This window comes from Flavobacterium plantiphilum (assembly GCF_046000495.1).
GTDB lineage: Bacteria > Bacteroidota > Bacteroidia > Flavobacteriales > Flavobacteriaceae > Flavobacterium > Flavobacterium plantiphilum.
Map to the genome: position 1 here is coordinate 175,362 of NZ_JBELQA010000002.1, position 20,763 is coordinate 196,124.

The following is a 20,763-nucleotide window of genomic DNA, read 5'->3' on the forward strand; positions in this document are numbered from 1 at the left end:
TATTAACCAACCAAAAAATTATAAATTATTAAATTTATATAAACCAAAAGGAAACCACCCCTTTTGTTTTGATATAGCAAAGATACGGCAAGAAACTGCGATTTTTATAATAAAAATTCAGTTTAACAAAATTTTAAAATAAGATTCGCAATCAATGGTATTTTTTTTTACTTATCATAAAAAAAGAAGGAATAAAAAATAAAAGTGATAATTTTAGCTTTAAAATCAAAAGTGGAAATTTGGCTACTATGGCTTTTTTTAATACAAAAAAGGAGGTATTTTTATCTCTAAACGTCTCTTCAAGACGCTAAAAAGGAAATCCTACACTAAACCAGGTATAATTTGCATTCGTTTCCGGAGACCAGCTTCGTTTTATTTCAATGGGACCTATAACGGTTTCTAATCCATATCCTAACGCATATCCTGAAAATTCAGGAATTGAAACCCAGCCGACAGTGGAAAAAATGTCATCTCCTATATTTGCATAATTCGCAGTAAAATTAACATGATTGTTTTTAAAGATTTCATAATCAAACGTCACAGTCGATTTAATATAGCTGTTTCCACCAAGACTTAAAAAATCATAACCATAAAAATGACTGAAATTATTGGAAACATTATATCCAAAACCTCCGAGAATGAAATTAAAAAAAGAAACACTTTTTTCACCAAATGAAAAACCTGCCTCTGACTGAATTTTTATATTCGCTGATTTGAACAGATTAAAAGCCACACCAAAATTAGCTTTTGCAATTGAAAACGGTTCAAATTCTTTAGTATAATCCGAAGAATACAAATAAGAATGAATATCCGCTGAAAAACTCCAGCCTTTTTTAGGAAAAAAAATATCATCAAAAGAATCAAAATTCAACCGTGCAAAAACACTCAGGTAATCACTCTTATCAATTTGTGGATCAGCATTCGCTAAAGTCTTAGAATTAATATTTAAATATTTGTATTCTAATCCGCCGCCAATTAGAAAATGCTGAGCAAATAAGGTTTGCACATACATCTGGTTTGTAAAATCATATAAATCCACATTTAATGAATTAACACCTAAACCTTCCAGATCTAAATTACTTATCTGCCCTTCTACATTCCGGTTAAATTGATTAAGAAACGATTTAAATCCTACACTTATATTATATCCGTTTTCTATATAATAATCAAAATTGTATCTGAAATTATCCCCTAAAATCACATCTAATGAAGCAACATCATTCTTGAAGAAATTCTTTTTATGTGTCATATTAACCAAAACAGCACTTTTATAAAGTCCGTCATAATGCATTCCGAATTTTAAATAAGTATTTGTCGGATTTTCTTTTAAAACTAAATTTAAATCATCTGTTTCTTCATTTTTGTCAAAATAATAATCAATTGCACTAAAGTTTCCTGTGGCATTTAAATTATTAATTCCTGTCTGCAATTGCTCATAACTAATTTTAGAATCCGGTTTAAACCTTAATTTTCCATAGATATACTCCTTAGTATAATTCTTTAATTTATTACAATTAATACTTACAACCTTTAAACTGTCTGTCTGATTCTTTAGCCCCGGTTTTTTATAATTCCCTGATTGTGCTCCTAATTGTTTCAATCTCTCAAAAACTGAAAAAGCTGCTTCTTCTCCTTTTCCTACAATTTCTCTTCCACTGTCAAAAGACATCACACCATAATCTCTAATATCAGGACGAATATAAATATCGGTTTTTAAAATGTTCTCCTTCATCTTATCGATAGAATGAAGGTTAGTAATCTGAACTAAAATTTTGGTAGCATCGTTAAGTGCATTTCTATCCAATAAGTCATTTTGAACATCAACCCCGATTATGATATCCGCACCTAACTTTCTAATCTCATCTATTGGATAATTATTAACCACACCCCCGTCAACCAAAAAACGATCCTGATATTCTACCGGAGAAAATAACGACGGGAAAGCTGAACTGGCTATCATTGCTCTGGCTAAATTTCCTTTATTCAAAACCACCTGTTCGCCAGTTTCAATATCTGAACCAATACATAAAAAAGGAATGGGCAACTTATTAAAATCACGTATATGGCGGACATTCCTGGTTATCCTGCTCAGTAAATTAAAATTATACAAGCCTTTAGAAAGCGCATCAGGGATTCCTATTTTGTATTTATTAAAAGGGAGTACAAGGGCATATACCTCATCATTTCTTTTTTCATAAAAATTCTTAGTCGCTCTGGGAATATAATCACTTAACAGTTCGTCAAAATCGGTTTTATTAAAAATAGAATCCAGCTGAGCAGCATTGTAACCTGATGCATACAAACCACCAACAACAGCTCCCATACTGGTTCCGCCAATGTAATCAATCTTAACACCGGCTTCTTCCAAAACTTTGAGAACACCTATATGAGCAAACCCTTTTGCGCCACCACCACTTAATACCAATCCTATTTTTGGTCGGTCTTTTTTCTGCGCAAATATGCTCAAACCACTAAAAAAAATAAGCAATAAAAGGATGGATTTTTTCATAAAACAATATTCTTCTTTAGTATTTAAAATCAGCTTGTTGTGGTTCTGTAAAAATCGGTAATTTTTTTGGCTTTTGATAGACCTACTACGTCTGAAATCTCTTTTTCTGTTGCCAATTTCAATCTTTTAACACTTTTAAAGTGCTTTATTAATGTCTGCATCGTTTTTTCACCAATTCCCGGTATGGATTCTATTGAAGAATTTAAAGCAGCTTTACTCCTTTTATCCCGATGATGCGTAATCCCAAAACGATGGGCTTCGTTTCGCAATTGCTGAATAACCTTTAAGGTTTCAGACTTTTTATCTAAATACAGCGGCACGGAATCACCGGGATAAAACAATTCTTCCAGTCTTTTGGCAATACCTATAATACTGATTTTTCCTCTTAAACCTAAATCGTCCAAACTCTTTAAAGCCGATGACAGCTGTCCTTTTCCTCCGTCAATTATTATAAGTTGGGGCAAAGGCTGTTCTTCATCGAGCATTCTTTTATAACGCCTGTAAACAACCTCTTCCATTGAGGCAAAATCATTGGGTCCTTCAACTGTTTTTATATTAAAATGGCGGTAATCTTTCTTACTTGGTTTTCCATCTTTAAAAACCACACAGGCCGAAACAGGATTGGTTCCCTGAATATTAGAGTTATCAAAACATTCAATATGCCTTGGTTCAGCAGGCAAAAGCAAATCTTTTTTCATTTGAGCCATAATCCTGTTAGTATGCCTGTCAGGATCTACAATTTGCAATTGCTTTAATTGTTCAATACGATAGAATTTAGCATTTCGAATGGATAAATCTAAAATTTGCTTCTTATCCCCTAATTGCGGCACAGTGACTTTGATATTTTCGCCTAAATCAACTGCAAACGGCACAATCACTTCTTTTGACAACAACTGAAAGCGTTCTCTTAATTCTACAATAGCCAGTTCCAGCAATTCTTCATCTGTTTCAGCTAATTTTTTCTTGATTTCTAAAGTATGCGAACGAATAATAGAACCATGCGAAATTTGTAAAAAATTCACATATGCGGCACTTTCGTCAGAGACTATAGAAAACACATCAATATTGGTGATTTTAGGATTGATAATCGTAGAACGCGATTGATAATTTTCTAAAACCTCTATTTTTTCCTTTATTTTTTGCGCTTCCTCAAAATGCATTTTTTGTGCCTGCTCCATCATCAGTTTCCTGAAATCTTTCAAACTTTCCTTAAAATTTCCTTTCAGAATTTCACGGATTGCATCTACTTTTTTCTGATATTCTTCTAATGATTCCAAACCTTCACAAGGACCTTTACAGTTACCAATATGATATTCCAGACAAACTTTAAATTTTCCGCTTTCAATATTGGATTCACTTAAATCATAATTGCAGGTTCTAAGCGAATACAATTCTTTGATGAGATCTAAAATGGTATGGACTGTTTTAAAACTGGTATAGGGACCAAAATATTCCGAACCGTCTTTAATCATTCTTCGGGTAGAAAATATTCGCGAAAAAGGTTCTTTCTTAATACAAATCCACGGATAACTTTTATCATCTTTTAAATTGATATTGTAGCGTGGCTGAAGGGTTTTTATCAAATTGTTTTCCAGCAAAAGTGCATCCGTTTCGGTAGGAACCACAATGTGTTTTATAGTTACAATTTTCTTAACCAGCACATTGGTTTTTGCAATATCATGAACTTTATTAAAATAAGAGGAAACACGTTTTTTTAAATTTTTGGCTTTGCCTACATATAAAATTTTACCTTCTTTATCATAATACTGATAAACACCGGGACCATCGGGTAAAGTTTGTATTTGAAGTTCGAGAGCTGGAATTGGCATTTGATATAGTAATATTACTAATTAACGACTTTTATATTGCAATGTATATTGAAAATCAGTTACAGTTGAAACGGATTTTTCAAATTATTATCAAACAAATTTACAAATAACATTTTTCTAAAACGAAAAACAACTCACAACTTATGATTCACAACTAATAATTACATATTTTTAACTTTTTAATTCTGAAATGAGAAATATAAGATCCATCACCATTCTGGGAGAGACTATTTTACCGGGCGAAAGCAAAACCATCGACATGGAAATTGCTAAACTGCACAACTCAGCAAAATTAAAAATCCCAATAATAATTCAGCGTTCTAAAACTGACGGTCCCGTAGTATTATTTTCAGCAGGTATTCACGGTGATGAAATAAACGGAATTGAAATTGTACGCCAAATTATCACTAAGAAAATTAATAAGCCTAAAAAAGGAACAATTATCTGTATTCCTATTGTCAATATGTTTGGTTTCATCAATCAATCCCGGCAATTTCCTGACGGAAGGGATTTAAACCGGGTTTTTCCCGGAAGTAAAAAAGGCTCGCTGGCCAGCCAGTTTGCTTATCATATACTCACCCAAATTATGCCTCATGTGGATTATGCAATCGACTTTCATGCCGGTGGAGCCGGGAGATTTAACGCTCCGCAAATTCGCCTTGAACCCAATAATACCGAGTTAAAAGTTTTAGCCGATGTTTTCAACGCTCCTTTTACACTATTTTCAAAAAATATTGCAGGTTCTTTTAGAAATGCCAGTCAAAAGTCTAATGTGAAAATGCTGCTTTTTGAAGGCGGAAAATCATTAGACATTAATAATGCTGTTGCAAATGAAGGTCTGGAAGGTGTAAAACGATTTTTAGAGCATTTGAATATGCTTCATCCTAAACATCAAACCATCAAAAAACAAACAGAAAGCATCTGTATTGAAAAATCTACCTGGATTAGAGCCAATTCTTCAGGACTGTTGCATAATGCAATCCACATAAATTCCTTTGTCAAAAAGGGAACAATTCTGGCCACTATTACTGATCCTTTTGGTAAATTTGAACGAAAAGTAAAAGCACCTAATGATGGTTATATCATAAATGTCAACCATTCCCCAATTGTTTACCAGGGAGATGCTATTTACCATATTTCAAAAACAATAATGAATGGAAAATAATAAAAAAGCATTACGTTTAAAGTACAAATCACTTCGCAAAGAATTATCTGAAAACGATAGTGAAACAATGAGTTTAGCCATTGCGAATCAGTTATTAAAATTACCCATTTGGGATAAAGATTATTTCCATGTTTTTTTACCCATTGCTGAACATCAGGAAATAGATACCCAATTAATTTTACACCTGCTTTCGGGAAGAGATAAAAATATCATTATCTCAAAATCAGATTTTGCAACCCGGGAAATGATTCATTATCTTTTAACTGATAGCACCAAAATCAAAAAAAACGAGTACAATATTCCTGAACCTGTTGACGGTATAGAAGTACCTTCTCAGAAAATAGACGTTATTTTTGTACCACTTTTGGCCTTTGATAAACAAGGACATCGTGTGGGCTACGGCAAAGGTTTTTATGATAAATTTTTAAGCGAATGTCGAAATGAAACTATTAAAATAGGACTTTCTTTCTTTGAAGCCGAAGAATCAATTGCTGATGTTCACGAAGCCGATATGCAACTGGATTATTGTGCAACTCCTAATACTATTTATGAGTTTTAGGAATTAGTCAGCTAATTATACTATTTAAAATCCGTACCTTCGTAAACGAACAAAGCCCCATAATAGTTATGAAAAAGATTCAAAATTGCAGATTGTATGCTTTCCTTTTAATTGCTGTATTTTCTGTTTCTTTATCCGGCTGCGCTGTCGGAATTGGAACCAGATCAAATACTTCTAAATCTATTCCACCTGGACAGGCGAAAAAAATCACCGGTGAAAAAAGTGCCAAACGTTATGCTCCGGGACAAAACAAATAGTTGTATAAAAAAGAAAGACCTGCTTAAAAACAGGTCTTTCTTTTTATATGCTACATATTAAATTATGCTTCTTTGTGATGAAATGCTTTTTTGTTAAAAACAATCAAAATACCTACTCCTGTTGAAATTGCCATATCAGCAACATTAAAAATAGCGTTGAAAAAAGTAAACTCTTTACCGCCCCATACCGGCAACCATTGCGGAAGATTTCCATGCCAGAAAGGGAAATAGAACATATCTACCACTTTACCATGAAAAAATTTGCCGTAAGGCTCATCAGCAAACAGGGTTGCTAATTGCGAACTGCTATCGTCAAAAATTACTCCATAAAAAACCGAATCGATAATGTTCCCGAAAGCTCCTGCCAGAATCAAAGCAATGGCTACAATTAAATAGTCAGAACTGTGTTTTCTTTCTACAGAATCCCACAGCCAATACCCAATTCCTCCTACAGCCACTAACCGAAACAAGGTAAGAAACAATTTCCCGTATGCTCCCGGAATCTGAGTTCCCCAAGCCATTCCTTCATTTTCAATAAAATGAATTTTGAACCAATTGAAAACTTCAACCTCTTCCCCTAATAAAAAATTAGTTTTTACATATATTTTGGAAATCTGATCAATCAGTAATACAATGAAAATAAGCAGATACGCTTTTAGTAATGACATTTTGAAAAATTTAAGTGCGCAAAAATAGGTAATTTATAAAAAATTAAATTCCAAATCCCAATAATTTTACAATTAAAGATGGAATTTGGAATTTTAATCCTGAGATTGTTAGAATTATCGTTGCATGTTTTTTGCTTCAATACTCATGGTAGCATGAGGAACAATTTTCAATCTTTCTTTACTAATTAATTTTCCTGTTACTTTGCAAATCCCGTAGGTTTTGTTCTCTACACGGAATAAAGCATTCTTTAAATCACGTATGAATTTTTCCTGACGGATTGCCAATTGAGAATTGGCTTCTTTAGACATTGTTTCGCTTCCTTCTTCAAAGGCTTTGAACGTAGGCGATGTATCATCAGTACCGTTATTCAAGTCATTCATGTAAGCACTTTTTATCAAATCTAAATCTGCCTGAGCTTTCTCAATTTTCTTTTGGATTATCTCTTTGAACTCTGCCAGGTCGGCGTCGGAGTATCGTGTTGCTTCATCTACCATAATCAATGTTATTTAGTAATCGTTATTTTAGTTTTAATGTCATCAAATTCAATTTCTGTGCCATCTTTGATTTCTACGTCAAAAACCAACTCCTCCGTTAATGTTTCTGATTTAATGTATTCTCTATTTTCAGTGACTGCGTCTTCTAGCACAGTATTGTTTTGCAAATAAACCTTAATCTTATCAGTCACTTCAAATCCGGAATCTTTTCTGATGTTCTGGATTCTGTTGACTAACTCTCTTGCAATTCCTTCTTTTTTCAATTCTTCAGAAATCGTGATGTCAAGCGCAACGGTAATTCCGTTTGAATTAGCAACTAACCAACCCTCGATATCCTGTGATGTTATTTCCACATCGGCTAGTGATAAAGTTACGTCTTTTCCTGCAATAACAATAGCAATACTTCCTTCTTTATCCAACTGATTAATCTGATCCGGAGAGAAATTTTGTATCTCTTTGGAAATCAAACCCATATCCTTACCAAAACGCGGTCCAAGTGCTTTAAAATTAGGCTTTATCTGCTTCACCAATACTCCCGAAGCATCGTCTAAAAGTTCAATTTCTTTCACGTTTACCTCCGCTTTTATCAGGTCAGAAACGGCCATAATCTCACTTCTCTGTCTCTCGTCAAGTACCGGAATCATTACCTTTTGCAGTGGTTGACGCACCTTGATCATTTCCTTTTTACGCAGTGATAAAACCAGTGATGAAATGGTCTGGGCTTTCTGCATTTTGCTCTCTAACGATTTATCAACAAAGTTTTCAACGTATTTTGGAAATTCCGCCAAATGTACGCTATCAAATTTTTCTGTTTGTGTTGCCAAAGTTAAGTCTCTGTAAAGCTTGTCCATAAAGAACGGAGCTATCGGAGCACTCAGTTTACTTACCGTTAACAAACAAGTATATAAGGTTTGGTAAGCCGCAATTTTATCCTGAGCATATTCCCCTTTCCAGAAACGACGACGGCATAAACGAACGTACCAGTTACTCAAGTTTTCCTGAACGAAATCAGAAATCGCACGAGCAGCTTTGGTTGGTTCATAATCCGCATAAGCTTCATCAACCAATTTGATTAAAGTATGTAATTCTGATAAAATCCAACGGTCGATTTCAGGTCTTTCATTCAATGGAACCTCAGCTTCATCAAATTTGAAACCATCAATATTAGCATACAAACTAAAGAATGAATAGGTATTATAAAGGGTTCCAAAGAACTTTCTTCTTACCTCAGCCACACCTTCAATATCAAATTTCAGGTTATCCCATGGATTAGCATTGGCAATCATGTACCAGCGTGTAGCATCAGGACCATATTCTTTTAATGTTTCAAATGGATCTACGGCATTCCCTAAACGTTTGGACATCTTTTGTCCGTTTTTGTCCAATACCAATCCGTTAGAAACTACATTTTTATACGCAATAGTATCAAAAACCAAAGTTCCGATAGCATGCAACGTATAAAACCATCCACGGGTCTGATCCACACCTTCGGCAATGAAATCAGCCGGGAATGATTTATTCTCGTCAATTAGTTCCTTATTTTCAAAAGGATAATGCCATTGTGCATAAGGCATCGCACCCGAATCAAACCAAACGTCAATCAAATCAGCCTCACGCTTCATTGGTTTTCCGGAAGCCGAAACCAAAGTAATTCCATCCACTACATTTTTATGCAAGTCAACCAAATCATAGTTGCTTTCGCTCATGTTTCCAATTTCAAAACCTTTAAAAGGATTTTCTTTTTGGAATCCTGCAGCAATTGCTTTTTCAATTTCGTTGTACAATTCTTCTACCGAACCAATCAAGATTTCTTCCTGTTTGTCATCGGTTCTCCAAATTGGCAATGGAATTCCCCAATATCTGGAACGCGATAAATTCCAATCGTTGGCATTTTTCAACCAATTCCCAAAACGACCTTCCCCGGTTGCTTTTGGCTTCCAGTTGATGGTTTCATTCAAATCAAACATTCGGTCTCTTACCTCTGTGATTTTAATAAACCAGGAATCCAGAGGATAATACAAAATAGGCTTGTCCGTTCTCCAGCAATGTGGGTAACTGTGGACGTATTTCTCTACTTTGAATGCTTTATTTTCTTCTTTTAATCGAATGGCAATCTCCACATCTACCGAACGTTCCGGAACCTGATCGGCATCATAATATTCGTTTTTCACGTATTTCCCGGCAAACTCTTCGCCTACATGAGCCGTGAATTTTCCTTGTAAATCTACCAATGGAACTGCAGTACCATTTTCATCCAAAACTAACATTGGCGGAACTTCAGGCATAGCTTCTTTGGCTACTTTAGCATCATCAGCACCAAAAGTTGGAGCCGTATGTACAATTCCCGTTCCGTCTTCGGTAGTAACGAAATCCCCTGAAATTACTCTAAAAGCATTTTCTGGATTTTGATACGGCAATGCCCAAGGCAATAATTGTTCGTAACGGATTCCTACTAAATCAGCTCCTTTTGCTTCAGCAACAATTTGGTACGGGATTTTTTTATCTCCGGCTTTATAGTTTTCAAAATCGGTGGCTTCTTCAGTTGCGAAATAGGTTTTCCCAAACTGTTTTCCAACCAGATTTTTAGCCAAAACAACATTGATTGGCTCAAAAGTATATTGATTAAAAGTCTTTACTAAAACATAATCGATTTTTGGACCTACAGTCAAAGCCGTATTTGAAGGCAAGGTCCAAGGCGTAGTTGTCCAAGCCAATATGTGAATATCCCCAAAACCTTGTAAAAAGCTTGGCAAACTTTCATTTTTCGCTTTAAACTGAGCCACAATCGTAGTATCAGTCACATCACGGTATGAACCCGGTTGATTTACTTCGTGAGAAGACAATCCTGTACCCGCTTTTGGGGAATACGGCTGAATCGTGTAGCCTTTGTACATCAAATCCTTGTTATAGATTTGCTTCAACAACCACCAAACACTCTCCATATATTTGGATTTGTAAGTCACATACGGATCTTCCATATCTACCCAATACCCCATTTTTTCGGTCAGATCATTCCAGACGTCCGTATAACGCATCACCGTTTTTTTACAGGCTTCGTTATATTCTTCTACTGAAATCGTTTTCCCGATATCTTCTTTGGTAATTCCTAATTCTTTTTCAGTACCTAATTCAACTGGCAAACCATGAGTATCCCAACCAGCTTTACGCTTAACCTGAAATCCTTTTTGAGTTTTATATCTGCAAAAAATATCTTTAATAGCACGCGCCATTACGTGGTGAATTCCCGGTAATCCATTTGCCGAAGGCGGTCCTTCAAAAAACACATAAGGTTTCGCCCCTTCGCGGGTTGTTACACTTTTTTCAAATATATTTTCTTGCTTCCAAAAATCCAGAACTTCCGACGCTACTGTTGGCAAGTCAAGTCCTTTGTATTCAGTAAATTTTGTACTCATTGTATCCTTTTCTTAATCGAGGTGCGAAAATAAGGAATTTTAAAGAAAATAGAGGAAAGAGGAAAGAAAAAAGAGGGAATAAACACAATTATAGAAGGTTTTTACAAAAAAAAGAAAGTTGTAAGCATTAAAACCGTTCCAACTTTCTTTTTATGCTACTTAATTCACTAAAGGTGTACAAGCATCCCGATACCAAAATTTCGGTACGGGACTGTGCTAAGTTTTATCTACAAGTCCTAGCCATCGGTTTAGTTTTCTAAACCCAACTACCCACAAGCAAGTCACGGGAGGGACGAACCCAATCACGCAGATTTGCAGTAATCTTTTTCATGAGGATAGCGCGGATTTGCAACTTAAATCCGAGCGGTCGGGTAAGTCATTGCGAGGAACGAAGCAATCTCATCAAGTAACTCGACAAAGTTGCTCCTCTTTGTGGACACAGAATGCAATTCTGCGCTAACGTTTACGGATATCCGAGCGGTCGGGTTGCAAATCCGCGCTATCCAACCGAGACATTAATTGTAAATCCGAGCGGTCGGGGTAAAATTTTAAGACCAATAGGAATGACTTGCAAAGATTATTTTTCTGTTATAGAATTTATTAAGAAATTCATTTGGAATTATTCTCTCAGTTGAATCAGCAAATATTCCAAATAAAGATCTAAATTCATCGTATTTTCCCTCTGTTACTTCTCGCCACAAATTAGGTCTATATCTTGTCCAAATGCTAAGAATATACAGAAGTTTAAAATATAATAATAATGGTTCATCAATGGACAAAATTGGCTTGATTGTACATTCTGCTGCTATTGGTGAATGATATTTAGGATTGTCTGTTAAAAGTTGATTTGGAAGTTTATCTAAACGATATTCTTCTTTCAAAACCGATTCGGGGTAATCTTTCTTATATTCAAAAACAAATTCATCTGGAATGTTTAAGATGTCGTTAATGTCTTTTGCTTTTAAATAATCTGTATTTTGAAATTCACTAACATCAACTTTTTTGAAACCTTCATCATTTCCGTAAAGTTTACTGCTATGGTAATTTAGATAATTTGGTTGCTCTTTGAAAATTTCTGTGTAGATATTTTTTAATTCGGGAATTCTTGACAACAAGTCTTTAAGAGAAATTAGTTTATGAATTTCATCTCCAGGAATTTCATCTACTTTTCTAAAGTTTTTGGACATAGCTATTACTGCTACATCATAATTTAAATTTAAAAGTAATTCTTTATAAAATCCGTTATTGCAACAATAAATGAATTCATTATTTTCAAGATTTTCTTCGTTAGAATTATAAATTGTTTTCAAGCCATGACCACCATTCTTGGAGAATCCCTCGATATCTTCAAGTGTCAAATTATTTTTAACATTGCCAATGAGTAAAGCACTCAACAGATTATATGTTCCGTAGTAAAGAGATGTCAAACTTGGAGTTAGATTTTTCGAATCCGATTGTCTAAATAGTTCGCGTGCACTTCGTATACAAAAGGCAACACCTTTGGCTTTATTCAAAAGAAGACTGCCTTCGATTTCTATTTGATAAGATTGACAACTTGTCTCTAATTGTTTCTTTGCTCCGTTCAAAGTTGTTAGTATATCAATTCTATCCCAAATAGCTGATTTTGGTGTTTCTGTAAAAATTCTTTCGTGTGTCATTTACGATTTGCGATTTAATTGGTCATAACTCGTTTATAGGTCTGACTAAATCAGACCTATCACCCCATTTTAGGGTAGCTTTGTCTGATAAACGTCAGTGTTTATTTTTTCGCTAATATATAAATAATTCTTACAAAACCATTTACTTCTGTATCATTTCTCTTAGGGTTTCAAGCTGGATTTCCAGTTTTTGGATATAAGCGTTTTTCTCATCGAGCTCTTTTTTTAGGGCTTTTTCACGTTTGTTCTCGTATGGAAAGGGAACGTATTCCCCCAGTTGTGCAATAAAATTGTGCTTGAGGGCTAGACTTAATTTCCAGAGTATAGCAAACTGCAAGGATTCCTTTTTGAAATACTCGTTTAATCCTGTGGGAAGTATGCCGAGTTGCCTGGCTACTTCGACTTTCTTGATTTTATGCTGTACAATGTGATAATGAATAAAATTACCTATCACGGGATAATGTTCTCCTTTTCCGTTCTTGTATTTGTTGCTGGTGGATATCATCTTTTATTTGCTTTGTATAATTAATCTATAACATTTCCCTTAAAAACTAGTGCTAAACACTAATAGTATTGGTTCGAACTACCTATACTATTGGTTCAAACTAGGTACTCTATTGGTTCGACAAACCAATAAAGCAGGTTCGAACTACATATATTATTGGTTTAAACTAGATATTCTATTGGTTCGAAGTACATATACTATTGGTACTAACTAGATGGTTTATTGGTTCGAACTACCTATACTATTGGTTCGAAGCACCTATACTGTTGGTTCGAACTAGATGTTTTTTGTTTTTTATCAATCAGAAAAGCGACAAAAAAATCGCTTCTTTATATCAGAAGCGATCGTAGCTGCTTTTACTAATTGTTGTCTTACTCCGTTGGCATCACAGGTGGTGTTGTAACCGCATTGCCCTTGCTGGCTGCAAAGCGGGTTTTGAGTTTATCGACAATGCTGTCGGCACCCTGTACTCCGGCATCGGCGGCAGTCCCAAAGGATTTATACAGGCTAAGTGCAGTATTGTAGGCTTCGCTACCCGCCAGCATTTTAGTATCCTCAATGCGTTCGCACAATTGGTTGGCTAATCCCGAGATTTCGTCCATTTGGGCAAACAGCGTCAGGTCGTTTTGCATAGTAGGCACCGAAATATAACCGGGAACCAGTGTAGCATTGTTTACCGCAGCACTAAGAGCATCTTCGGCAAAGGCTTTGTTGTTGACATCAATGGCGTTTAAGGACTTCCTTTCGTCAGCAGTAAGCCCCACCAGAAAAGGCAGGTTGGTTAAAATGGTTTGAAAAGCAGCTTTTACTGCTGTTAATTGCGCTGCCGTAGCCGTCGTGTTTACACGGTTGTTCAATAAATTTGACATAAAAATAATGGTTTAATGGTTGATAATTAATAAGATTATACTCCCAAAGCTAAACTATTATTCTTTTGGTTTGCAGTTTGTTAGTTCTTTTTTTATTTTTATTATAAGTGATCAATTACGGATAGGGTTTTTGGATGATTAGTTTTGTCAATAGCGTCTGGCTTTAGCCAGATGATTTGAATTATTAAAACAGAAAAGGCTTTAGCCAAAATCTAAATCAAGATTTGGCTAAAGCCTTTTCTGTTTTAATTTGTAAACGGGCTAAAGCCCGTTACAATTGATACTTTTAAGATTGATTAATAAAAAGATTCGTGTTTTAAAACTCTGAAATTGCTGACTATGAATCTGTTATAATTGAATATTTAAAAATAATCTGGATAATCCGTTCCAACTGATACTTTTAAGATTGATTAATAAAAAGATTCGTGTTTTAAAACTCTGAAAGAGCTGACTATAAATCTGTTGTAATTGAATATTTAAAAATAATCTGGATAATCCGTTACAATCCGTCCCGATGGCTATCAGGATTGTGTGTCATCCTCAATAATTCGGACAATTAGAAAATTTTAAGCAAAAACCTCCTTTAAAACTTCTAATGATTTGGGTCTTTTGAAACCATCGAGATGATACGCATAATAATCAATCAGAATTTTTAAAAGTATCTGTCTTTCGATAACATGAAACACTTTTTGATTGCTATCCAATTTCAAAGCAATCAGTTTTTTGAGCAATTGGGTTTCGTGTTCGCTCAGAGAACCTAGAGCATGAAAGGGCGTAAAAACACCTTCATTCATTTCGAAAAAAGGCATATCCATATCGGAAGTATCAGGATAAAACCCAAAATACTTGGTCATTTCGAGCATTAAAATCAGATGAAAATTAGCCATATCATCATGTTCGTCCAGCCAATGCAAGGCCGCTTCCAGAAACTCAAAAAGGGATTCGTTTTTTTCCTCTTCATGTATCGAATGATGCAAAATTTCCGAAAGAAACAGCACAATAGTACTCTTGTAAATATCGGAATGTATCGACTGGAAAGGCGCTGCAATTTTAATTTCTTTAAAATGCTCCAGAGTACCTTTGTTCTTGTGTGTGGCTTCGATTTCCAGGATGGTCATCGGTTGAAAATAAGCCATTTTCTGATTGCTCTTTCTATTCGAAAAAGCATCCCGCACAAAGTATGATTTCAATCCGTGCGACAACGTAAAGCACTTTACAATCAGGCTTTTTTCCTGGTATTTTAAAGCCGAAATAACAATTGCTCTGGTTTTAATTTGCATGGATTTAGTGAATAGTGATTAGTGAATAGTAATTAGTGAATAGTGAGTAGTGAATAGTGAGTAGTGAATAGTAATTAGTGAATAGTGAGATGTGATTCGATTTTGTCCTTAGTAGTTCGTTTTTATAAAAAGTATATAACGTTTATACCAAACTCTAGGAACTAAGTACTTAAAACACTAAGGACTAGTTACTAATCACTAATTACTAGTCACTCAAAAAGACTAAACCACTCCCTGCGCCAGCATGGCATCGGCTACTTTTACGAATCCGGCAATATTGGCTCCTTTTACATAATCTACATACCCATCTTCATTGGCACCATATTTCACACAGGCCGCGTGAATATTAAGCATTATCCCTTTGAGTTTTTCATCCACTTCCTCGGCAGTCCAACTCAGTCTAAGGGAATTTTGCGACATTTCTAAACCGGAAGTCGCTACTCCACCGGCATTAGAAGCTTTTCCGGGAGAAAATAATATTTTAGCTTTATGAAAAACGGCAATCGCTTCAGGTGTAGAAGGCATATTAGCCCCTTCGGTCACACAAATACATCCGCCGTCAACTAATTTCTGAGCACTTTGAGCATCCAATTCGTTTTGTGTGGCACACGGCAAGGCAACATCACAGGGCTGCTGCCATGATTTTTCCCCTTCACGGTAAACGGCATTAGGATATTTGTTTACATAATCACTAATTCGGGTACGCAGCTCGTTTTTCAAATACATGATATGTGCTAATTTTTCGGCATCAATTCCATCAGCATCATAAATATAGCCGCCCGAATCTGACATTGTAATCACTTTAGCACCTAACTCAGAGGCTTTTTCCACCGCATATTGTGCAACATTTCCGGATCCGGAAACAGCCACGGTCTTATTCTTTAAGTCATCCCCCTTTGTAGCTAACATACTTTGGGCAAAATAGACTACCCCATATCCTGTAGCTTCAGGACGGATTAAAGAACCTCCAAAAGAAATTCCTTTTCCGGTTAAGACTCCGGTAAATTCATTTCTGATTTTTTTATACTGCCCGAATAAATACCCCACTTCTCTGGCTCCTACTCCAATATCACCAGCGGGAACATCGGTATCAGGACCAATATGCTTGCATAATTCGGTCATGAAAGCCTGACAAAAACGCATTACTTCGATATCTGATTTCCCTTTTGGGTCAAAATCAGAACCTCCTTTTCCTCCGCCCATTGGCAAACTCGTTAAACTGTTTTTAAATGTTTGTTCGAAAGCTAAAAACTTCAAAACGCTTAAATTTACCGTAGGATGAAACCGAAGCCCCCCTTTGTAAGGACCAATAGCCGAATTCATCTGAATACGATAGCCACGGTTTACCTGAGTTTTTCCCTGGTCATCAATCCAGGCCACCCGGAAAATAACAATTCTGTCGGCCTCCACCATGCGCTCTAAAAGCATTTTGTTTTGGTATTTTTTATTCTCTTCTATAAAAGGAAGCACCGTTTCGGCAACCTCTGATACGGCCTGTAAAAATTCCGGTTCGTTAGGATTTTTTAGCGAAACCTCATTTATAAAATCTGTAAATATCTTTGACATAGGTATGTTTAATTATGAATTTAAAAAAAATTACTCCTCTTACAAATATACATTTTATGAAGAAATTCTATTTAAAATAAACTTAATTAAAAAGAGAAATATAAAAATAAAGCGGCATTCCTGAGCACTCATTTTTGCTGATCTTTTAGATGCTATTTAAGCCGTTGGATGTAATTAGTTTTTGATGATAATTTTTCGTCAGTTCGAGTAATTTTCGATAAAAATTGTATCGAGAACAAGAAATATTATTATAAAAAACACTCTAATTAACGTTTTTGATAATTACAGCCAACGGGTATGCTATTTAGTTCGTTATTATTGCAATAGATAAATTATGTTTTTTATATCTTTGTCCAAACCCGAAAAGTTTTAAAATGCTCAGAAATAATTGGCTAAGCTTATTAACTCTTATTATTTTGCTAGGAATTTCCGGTGAAATAAATGCGCAATTTGGTTTTTCGCATGAGGTTGGAGTTATTGCGGGGCCTGTTGCTTTTCAGTCTGATTACGGAGAGCGGCATGATTTGAGTACCAATGCCGGAAATACCGGATTAGGAATAGGAATTATTCATTATCTGAACTTTTCATACACCGCAGAATGTAACTGTTACAGTCCCGAGACGTATTTTAACGATCACTTCAAGTTAAGAACGGAGCTCTCATACAATAAAACCGAATTCAAGCATTTTGGCGAATGGGTAAGCCCTGACCGGACGTCGCTTCAGGCAGACCAATTACGGGCCATGGAAGGCAACAGTGCAGTAACTAATCTGGGAATGCAGTTAGAATATTTTCCATTAAGCATTCGTGATTTCACCGCAAGGATAGGAAGTCTTGGTCCTTTTTTGAGCCTTGGCGCTCAGTTTAGCTATTACAATACCGAAGCAACATCTTCTTTAGGACCATTAGGCACACCATTAACCACATATCCTAAATACCTGACGCCGTATGACGGACGTCAATATGGTTTTTCAACCGAAAGCGGCAGTGTATGGTCTATTGTTTCCAGTGTAGGTACGCGATACAAGCTGGCACCGCTGAGTGATTTAATGGTTGATTTACGGTTTCAGTATTATTTTTCGGATTGGGTTGACGGCTTAAACCCGAATAAGGATCTTTATAAAGAAAACAAAGCCAACGACTGGCTCGTATGGTTTAATGTGGGCTATATTTATTACTTACAATAAAACAGTAACACTAATTTTTGATTTTTATATTTAGTTAAAAACTGTTATCTTTCAATCCGGGACTTTTTTTAGAAAAGTTCAACCCTTTATTTGAGATCCGGATTAAAAAAATTAAAATGAAATATACTTTATTCTTTCTGTTGCTTTTTATATGTATGAGTTGTTCCAAAGAATTGGATTTTGAAAATCAGTCTTTTGAAAAAACAAGCTCTGTAGACTGTACTGAAAAGTGTCCGAATATAAAAATTGATATTCCGGTGGCTGAAAATGCAGCTACTGTTTCCGACAGCATTAACAATACCGTTTTTAAAACGGTAAAATCTATTGTTGACTTTGGAGACAAACCTAATGAATCCAAAAATTATGAAGAATTAGCCCAATCCTTCATTCAGAACTATGAAAAAATAAAAAGAGATTTTCCCAGAGATCATTTTGGATGGGAAGCTAAAATTGAAGGAGAAGTAAAATACAGATCCGAAAACATCTTAAACATTACCATCAATCACTACACGTTTACCGGAGGAGCTCATGGATATGCCGGATTGCGTTCTTTAATTTTTGATCCGAAAACAGGAAAAAAAATAACAAATGAAAAGTTATTTAAAAACTGGAATCTTTTTAAAGCGCTGGCTGAAACCAGATTCAGAGAAAAATATAAAATACCAAGAGACCAATCGATAAACAGTACCGGAATGTTTTTTGAAAATGATGTCTTTCAGGTAGCCCAAAATATTTTTTTTACAAACGAAGGGATTATTCTTCATTACAACCCGTATGAAATTGCCGCTTATGTGGATGGTTCCAGAGAGTTGCTTATCAAATATGAAGAAGCAGACGATTATTTGATTGCAAAATAAAAAAAGAGCTTCCATTAGGAAGCTCTTTTAATTTATACTTTATTTCGGTCATTATACTAATTTTCGAATAGCCATAATAACACCAATATGAATTCCTTCGTGAAAGTTATTGAAAGACATCGAATCAAAATTGTTTTTTAACACAAATCCTGTAGATGTTGGATACTCATTGAAGTTTTGGAACAAATTATTATCAATATCAATGGCTGTTTGTTCGATTGTTTTATGTAACAAAGACAAAATTTCATCTACTTCTTCCTGCGAAGCATCCTGCTCTGTTTTAGTTCCTTTTTTATATTTTTCTATCAATTCATCAGAAACCATTACCGGTAAACCTGCTAGTTTATAAACCAGCACCTGTTGTGTAACGATAATATGCGCTACATTCCAAATCAAATTATTATTAAAGCCTGCCGGAACTTTGTTCAGTTGTTCTAAAGTATATCCCTGAATCAATTTAGAAACCATGTTTCTGCTTGTTTTAGTAATCTCTAAAAGTTCTTTCATTGTATTGAATTTGTAAATTTTGGCGTAAAAATAAACAATTAACGTTCTAAATGATTTTTCTTTGCATAAAGAAATTATAATTATGACTAATAAAATATACTATCTCGCTTCCTGCGATACTTGTCGAAAAATCATCAAATCATTACCTAAAGACAATAATCTTGCTTTTCACGACATCAAGCAAGACCCAATTACTGAGACAGAATTGGAAGAAATGTACCAGCTTTCGGGAAGTTATGAAGCGCTTTTTAGCAAAAAAGCCCAATTGTACAAATCGATGGGATTAAAAGATAAAAACTTAACCGAAGCCGATTTTAAAAAATACATTCTGGAACATTATACCTTCCTGAGCCGCCCGGTTTTTATTATTGATGGCAAAATTTACATTGGCAACAGTCAGCAAAACATCCTTCAGGTTATGAAAGCATTAGAAAAGTAACATTATAAATTAAATCGAATCTCTTACACCATTGACTGAAAACTGACTACTGCAAACTTTTCTTTATCTTTGACCACTTTTAGAAAATAATATGATACAATCCATGACCGGTTTTGGTAAAGCTACTTTGCAGTTACCAACCAAAAAAATAACAGTCGAAGTAAAATCTTTAAACAGTAAAGGACTAGACCTGAACGTCCGAATGCCATCGCTTTACCGCGAAATGGAATTGGGTTTACGTACGCAAATAGCTGCTGCACTAGAACGTGGAAAAGTAGATTTTTCTATTTATATCGAAAGCACTGCTGAGCAAACTTCAACGAAAGTCAATGTACCTATTGTAAAAGCCTATATCAATCAATTAAGAGAAGTATATGCTGATGCCGATGAAACCGAATTGATGAAAATGGCTGTTCGAATGCCCGACACCATGAAAGTGGAAAGAGAAGAAATTGACGAAAACGAGTGGACTCAGATAAAAGAAGTTATCAACGAAAGTTTGAATAATATTCTTTCTTTTAGAAAAGACGAAGGCCTATCGCTGGAAAAAGAATTTCAGTTGCGAATCAGTAATATTCGTCAATATATGAATGATGCTCTGGCACTTGATCCGGAACGTGTTCAAGCCATCAAAGACCGTTTGCAAACTGCCATTGATGAATTAAAAGTAAATGTCGACGAAAACCGTTTTGAACAGGAACTAATCTATTATTTAGAGAAATTAGACATCACTGAGGAAAAAGTGCGTTTGACCAATCACTTGGATTATTTCTTAGAAACCATCAAAGGAACAGAAGCCAATGGTAGAAAATTAGGTTTCATCACTCAGGAAATGGGACGCGAAATCAACACTATGGGTTCTAAATCCAATCACGCACAAATGCAGAAATTAGTCGTGATGATGAAAGACGAATTAGAAAAAATTAAAGAGCAAGTGCTTAATGTTTTATAAAGTAATTAGTAACTAGTGAATAGTAATTAGAGTTTGAAACCATTCACT

Annotated in this window: 18 protein-coding genes; 7 read left to right on the forward strand and 11 right to left on the reverse strand. The window is 35.1% G+C overall.

Going from position 1 to position 20,763, the window contains the following annotated elements:
• Nucleotides 1-307: 307 nt before the first annotated feature.
• Nucleotides 308-2,509: a patatin-like phospholipase family protein gene (locus ABS764_RS03525; protein WP_408080030.1), complete on the reverse strand. Its 2,202-nt coding sequence runs from the start codon at nucleotides 2,507-2,509 to the stop codon at nucleotides 308-310.
• A 29-nt stretch (nucleotides 2,510-2,538) separates the two neighbouring features.
• Nucleotides 2,539-4,338, reverse strand: a complete 1,800-nt coding sequence (gene uvrC / locus ABS764_RS03530; protein ID WP_408080032.1) for an excinuclease ABC subunit UvrC — start codon at nucleotides 4,336-4,338, stop codon at nucleotides 2,539-2,541.
• Nucleotides 4,339-4,528: 190 nt separating this feature from the next.
• Between uvrC and ABS764_RS03535 the strand changes: the two genes are divergently transcribed.
• The 3 genes from ABS764_RS03535 to ABS764_RS03545 all read left to right on the forward strand — a co-directional run bounded on the left by ABS764_RS03535 (nucleotide 4,529) and on the right by ABS764_RS03545 (nucleotide 6,319).
• Nucleotides 4,529-5,503, forward strand: coding sequence for a succinylglutamate desuccinylase/aspartoacylase family protein (locus ABS764_RS03535; protein WP_408080034.1), 975 nt, complete (start codon nucleotides 4,529-4,531; stop codon nucleotides 5,501-5,503).
• Nucleotides 5,493-6,062: a 5-formyltetrahydrofolate cyclo-ligase gene (locus ABS764_RS03540; protein WP_408080036.1), complete on the forward strand. Its 570-nt coding sequence runs from the start codon at nucleotides 5,493-5,495 to the stop codon at nucleotides 6,060-6,062. The genes ABS764_RS03535 and ABS764_RS03540 overlap by 11 nt, the downstream gene beginning before the upstream one ends.
• A 68-nt stretch (nucleotides 6,063-6,130) precedes the next feature.
• Complete coding sequence (locus ABS764_RS03545) at nucleotides 6,131-6,319, forward strand: hypothetical protein (RefSeq protein ID WP_408080038.1); 189 nt, start codon at nucleotides 6,131-6,133, stop codon at nucleotides 6,317-6,319.
• Nucleotides 6,320-6,381: 62 nt separating this feature from the next.
• On the opposite strand, the gene ABS764_RS03550 is transcribed toward ABS764_RS03545, so the two are convergent.
• The 8 genes from ABS764_RS03550 to gdhA form a co-directional block, all read right to left on the reverse strand.
• Nucleotides 6,382-6,987 (reverse strand): lipoprotein signal peptidase, encoded by a 606-nt coding sequence (locus ABS764_RS03550; protein ID WP_408080040.1) that lies wholly within the window; start codon nucleotides 6,985-6,987, stop codon nucleotides 6,382-6,384.
• A gap of 114 nt (nucleotides 6,988-7,101) precedes the next feature.
• Nucleotides 7,102-7,482, reverse strand: a complete 381-nt coding sequence (locus ABS764_RS03555; RefSeq protein ID WP_071184521.1) for a TraR/DksA family transcriptional regulator — start codon at nucleotides 7,480-7,482, stop codon at nucleotides 7,102-7,104.
• An 8-nt stretch (nucleotides 7,483-7,490) separates the two neighbouring features.
• On the reverse strand, nucleotides 7,491-10,895 hold the full coding sequence (ileS, locus tag ABS764_RS03560) for an isoleucine--tRNA ligase (protein WP_408080043.1): 3,405 nt from the start codon (nucleotides 10,893-10,895) through the stop codon (nucleotides 7,491-7,493).
• Between the two features lie 548 nt (nucleotides 10,896-11,443).
• Nucleotides 11,444-12,553, reverse strand: coding sequence for a YaaC family protein (locus tag ABS764_RS03565; RefSeq protein WP_408080045.1), 1,110 nt, complete (start codon nucleotides 12,551-12,553; stop codon nucleotides 11,444-11,446).
• A gap of 142 nt (nucleotides 12,554-12,695) precedes the next feature.
• Entirely contained in the window at nucleotides 12,696-13,058 is a 363-nt protein-coding gene (locus ABS764_RS03570) for a transcriptional regulator (RefSeq protein ID WP_408080047.1), read from the reverse strand.
• Between the two features lie 371 nt (nucleotides 13,059-13,429).
• Nucleotides 13,430-13,927 carry a hypothetical protein gene (locus tag ABS764_RS03575; protein ID WP_408080049.1) on the reverse strand — a complete coding sequence of 166 codons (498 nt, stop codon included), beginning with the start codon at nucleotides 13,925-13,927 and terminating at the stop codon, nucleotides 13,430-13,432.
• Between the two features lie 566 nt (nucleotides 13,928-14,493).
• Nucleotides 14,494-15,207: a DNA repair protein RecO gene (gene recO, locus ABS764_RS03580; RefSeq protein ID WP_408080051.1), complete on the reverse strand. Its 714-nt coding sequence runs from the start codon at nucleotides 15,205-15,207 to the stop codon at nucleotides 14,494-14,496.
• 222 nt (nucleotides 15,208-15,429) lie between these two features.
• Entirely contained in the window at nucleotides 15,430-16,773 is a 1,344-nt protein-coding gene (gdhA, locus tag ABS764_RS03585; RefSeq protein WP_408080053.1) for an NADP-specific glutamate dehydrogenase, read from the reverse strand.
• A 374-nt stretch (nucleotides 16,774-17,147) separates the two neighbouring features.
• Here gdhA and ABS764_RS03590 point away from each other — a divergent pair, with 374 nt between their 5' ends.
• Both ABS764_RS03590 and ABS764_RS03595 read left to right on the forward strand, forming a co-directional pair.
• Nucleotides 17,148-17,960: a THC0290_0291 family protein gene (locus tag ABS764_RS03590; RefSeq protein ID WP_408080055.1), complete on the forward strand. Its 813-nt coding sequence runs from the start codon at nucleotides 17,148-17,150 to the stop codon at nucleotides 17,958-17,960.
• Nucleotides 17,961-18,076: 116 nt separating this feature from the next.
• Nucleotides 18,077-18,817: a DUF3298 and DUF4163 domain-containing protein gene (locus tag ABS764_RS03595; RefSeq protein WP_408080057.1), complete on the forward strand. Its 741-nt coding sequence runs from the start codon at nucleotides 18,077-18,079 to the stop codon at nucleotides 18,815-18,817.
• Between the two features lie 51 nt (nucleotides 18,818-18,868).
• Here the strand turns inward: ABS764_RS03595 and ABS764_RS03600 are convergent, their stop codons facing one another.
• Nucleotides 18,869-19,324 carry a DinB family protein gene (locus ABS764_RS03600; RefSeq protein ID WP_408080059.1) on the reverse strand — a complete coding sequence of 152 codons (456 nt, stop codon included), beginning with the start codon at nucleotides 19,322-19,324 and terminating at the stop codon, nucleotides 18,869-18,871.
• Nucleotides 19,325-19,406: 82 nt separating this feature from the next.
• Between ABS764_RS03600 and ABS764_RS03605 the strand changes: the two genes are divergently transcribed.
• Together ABS764_RS03605 and ABS764_RS03610 are read left to right on the forward strand one after the other, a co-directional pair.
• The gene (locus tag ABS764_RS03605; protein WP_408080061.1) at nucleotides 19,407-19,763 is read left to right on the forward strand and encodes an arsenate reductase family protein; all 357 of its coding nucleotides are present in this window, start codon (nucleotides 19,407-19,409) and stop codon (nucleotides 19,761-19,763) included.
• Nucleotides 19,764-19,854: 91 nt separating this feature from the next.
• Complete coding sequence (locus tag ABS764_RS03610; protein WP_408080063.1) at nucleotides 19,855-20,715, forward strand: YicC/YloC family endoribonuclease; 861 nt, start codon at nucleotides 19,855-19,857, stop codon at nucleotides 20,713-20,715.
• Nucleotides 20,716-20,763: the final 48 nt, after the last annotated feature.

Excerpts from the sequence above, each read along its gene's own strand:
- ABS764_RS03525 (WP_408080030.1), bottom strand. The coding sequence starts at position 2,509 with ATGAAAAAATCCATCCTTTTATTGCTTATTTTTTTTAGTGGTTTGAGC.
- uvrC (WP_408080032.1), bottom strand. The coding sequence starts at position 4,338 with ATGCCAATTCCAGCTCTCGAACTTCAAATACAAACTTTACCCGATGGT.
- ABS764_RS03535 (WP_408080034.1), top strand. The coding sequence starts at position 4,529 with ATGAGAAATATAAGATCCATCACCATTCTGGGAGAGACTATTTTACCG.
- ABS764_RS03540 (WP_408080036.1), top strand. The coding sequence starts at position 5,493 with ATGGAAAATAATAAAAAAGCATTACGTTTAAAGTACAAATCACTTCGC.
- ABS764_RS03545 (WP_408080038.1), top strand. The coding sequence starts at position 6,131 with ATGAAAAAGATTCAAAATTGCAGATTGTATGCTTTCCTTTTAATTGCT.
- ABS764_RS03550 (WP_408080040.1), bottom strand. The coding sequence starts at position 6,987 with ATGTCATTACTAAAAGCGTATCTGCTTATTTTCATTGTATTACTGATT.
- ABS764_RS03555 (WP_071184521.1), bottom strand. The coding sequence starts at position 7,482 with ATGGTAGATGAAGCAACACGATACTCCGACGCCGACCTGGCAGAGTTC.
- ileS (WP_408080043.1), bottom strand. The coding sequence starts at position 10,895 with ATGAGTACAAAATTTACTGAATACAAAGGACTTGACTTGCCAACAGTA.
- ABS764_RS03565 (WP_408080045.1), bottom strand. The coding sequence starts at position 12,553 with ATGACACACGAAAGAATTTTTACAGAAACACCAAAATCAGCTATTTGG.
- ABS764_RS03570 (WP_408080047.1), bottom strand. The coding sequence starts at position 13,058 with ATGATATCCACCAGCAACAAATACAAGAACGGAAAAGGAGAACATTAT.
- ABS764_RS03575 (WP_408080049.1), bottom strand. The coding sequence starts at position 13,927 with ATGTCAAATTTATTGAACAACCGTGTAAACACGACGGCTACGGCAGCG.
- recO (WP_408080051.1), bottom strand. The coding sequence starts at position 15,207 with ATGCAAATTAAAACCAGAGCAATTGTTATTTCGGCTTTAAAATACCAG.
- gdhA (WP_408080053.1), bottom strand. The coding sequence starts at position 16,773 with ATGTCAAAGATATTTACAGATTTTATAAATGAGGTTTCGCTAAAAAAT.
- ABS764_RS03590 (WP_408080055.1), top strand. The coding sequence starts at position 17,148 with ATGCTCAGAAATAATTGGCTAAGCTTATTAACTCTTATTATTTTGCTA.
- ABS764_RS03595 (WP_408080057.1), top strand. The coding sequence starts at position 18,077 with ATGAAATATACTTTATTCTTTCTGTTGCTTTTTATATGTATGAGTTGT.
- ABS764_RS03600 (WP_408080059.1), bottom strand. The coding sequence starts at position 19,324 with ATGAAAGAACTTTTAGAGATTACTAAAACAAGCAGAAACATGGTTTCT.
- ABS764_RS03605 (WP_408080061.1), top strand. The coding sequence starts at position 19,407 with ATGACTAATAAAATATACTATCTCGCTTCCTGCGATACTTGTCGAAAA.
- ABS764_RS03610 (WP_408080063.1), top strand. The coding sequence starts at position 19,855 with ATGATACAATCCATGACCGGTTTTGGTAAAGCTACTTTGCAGTTACCA.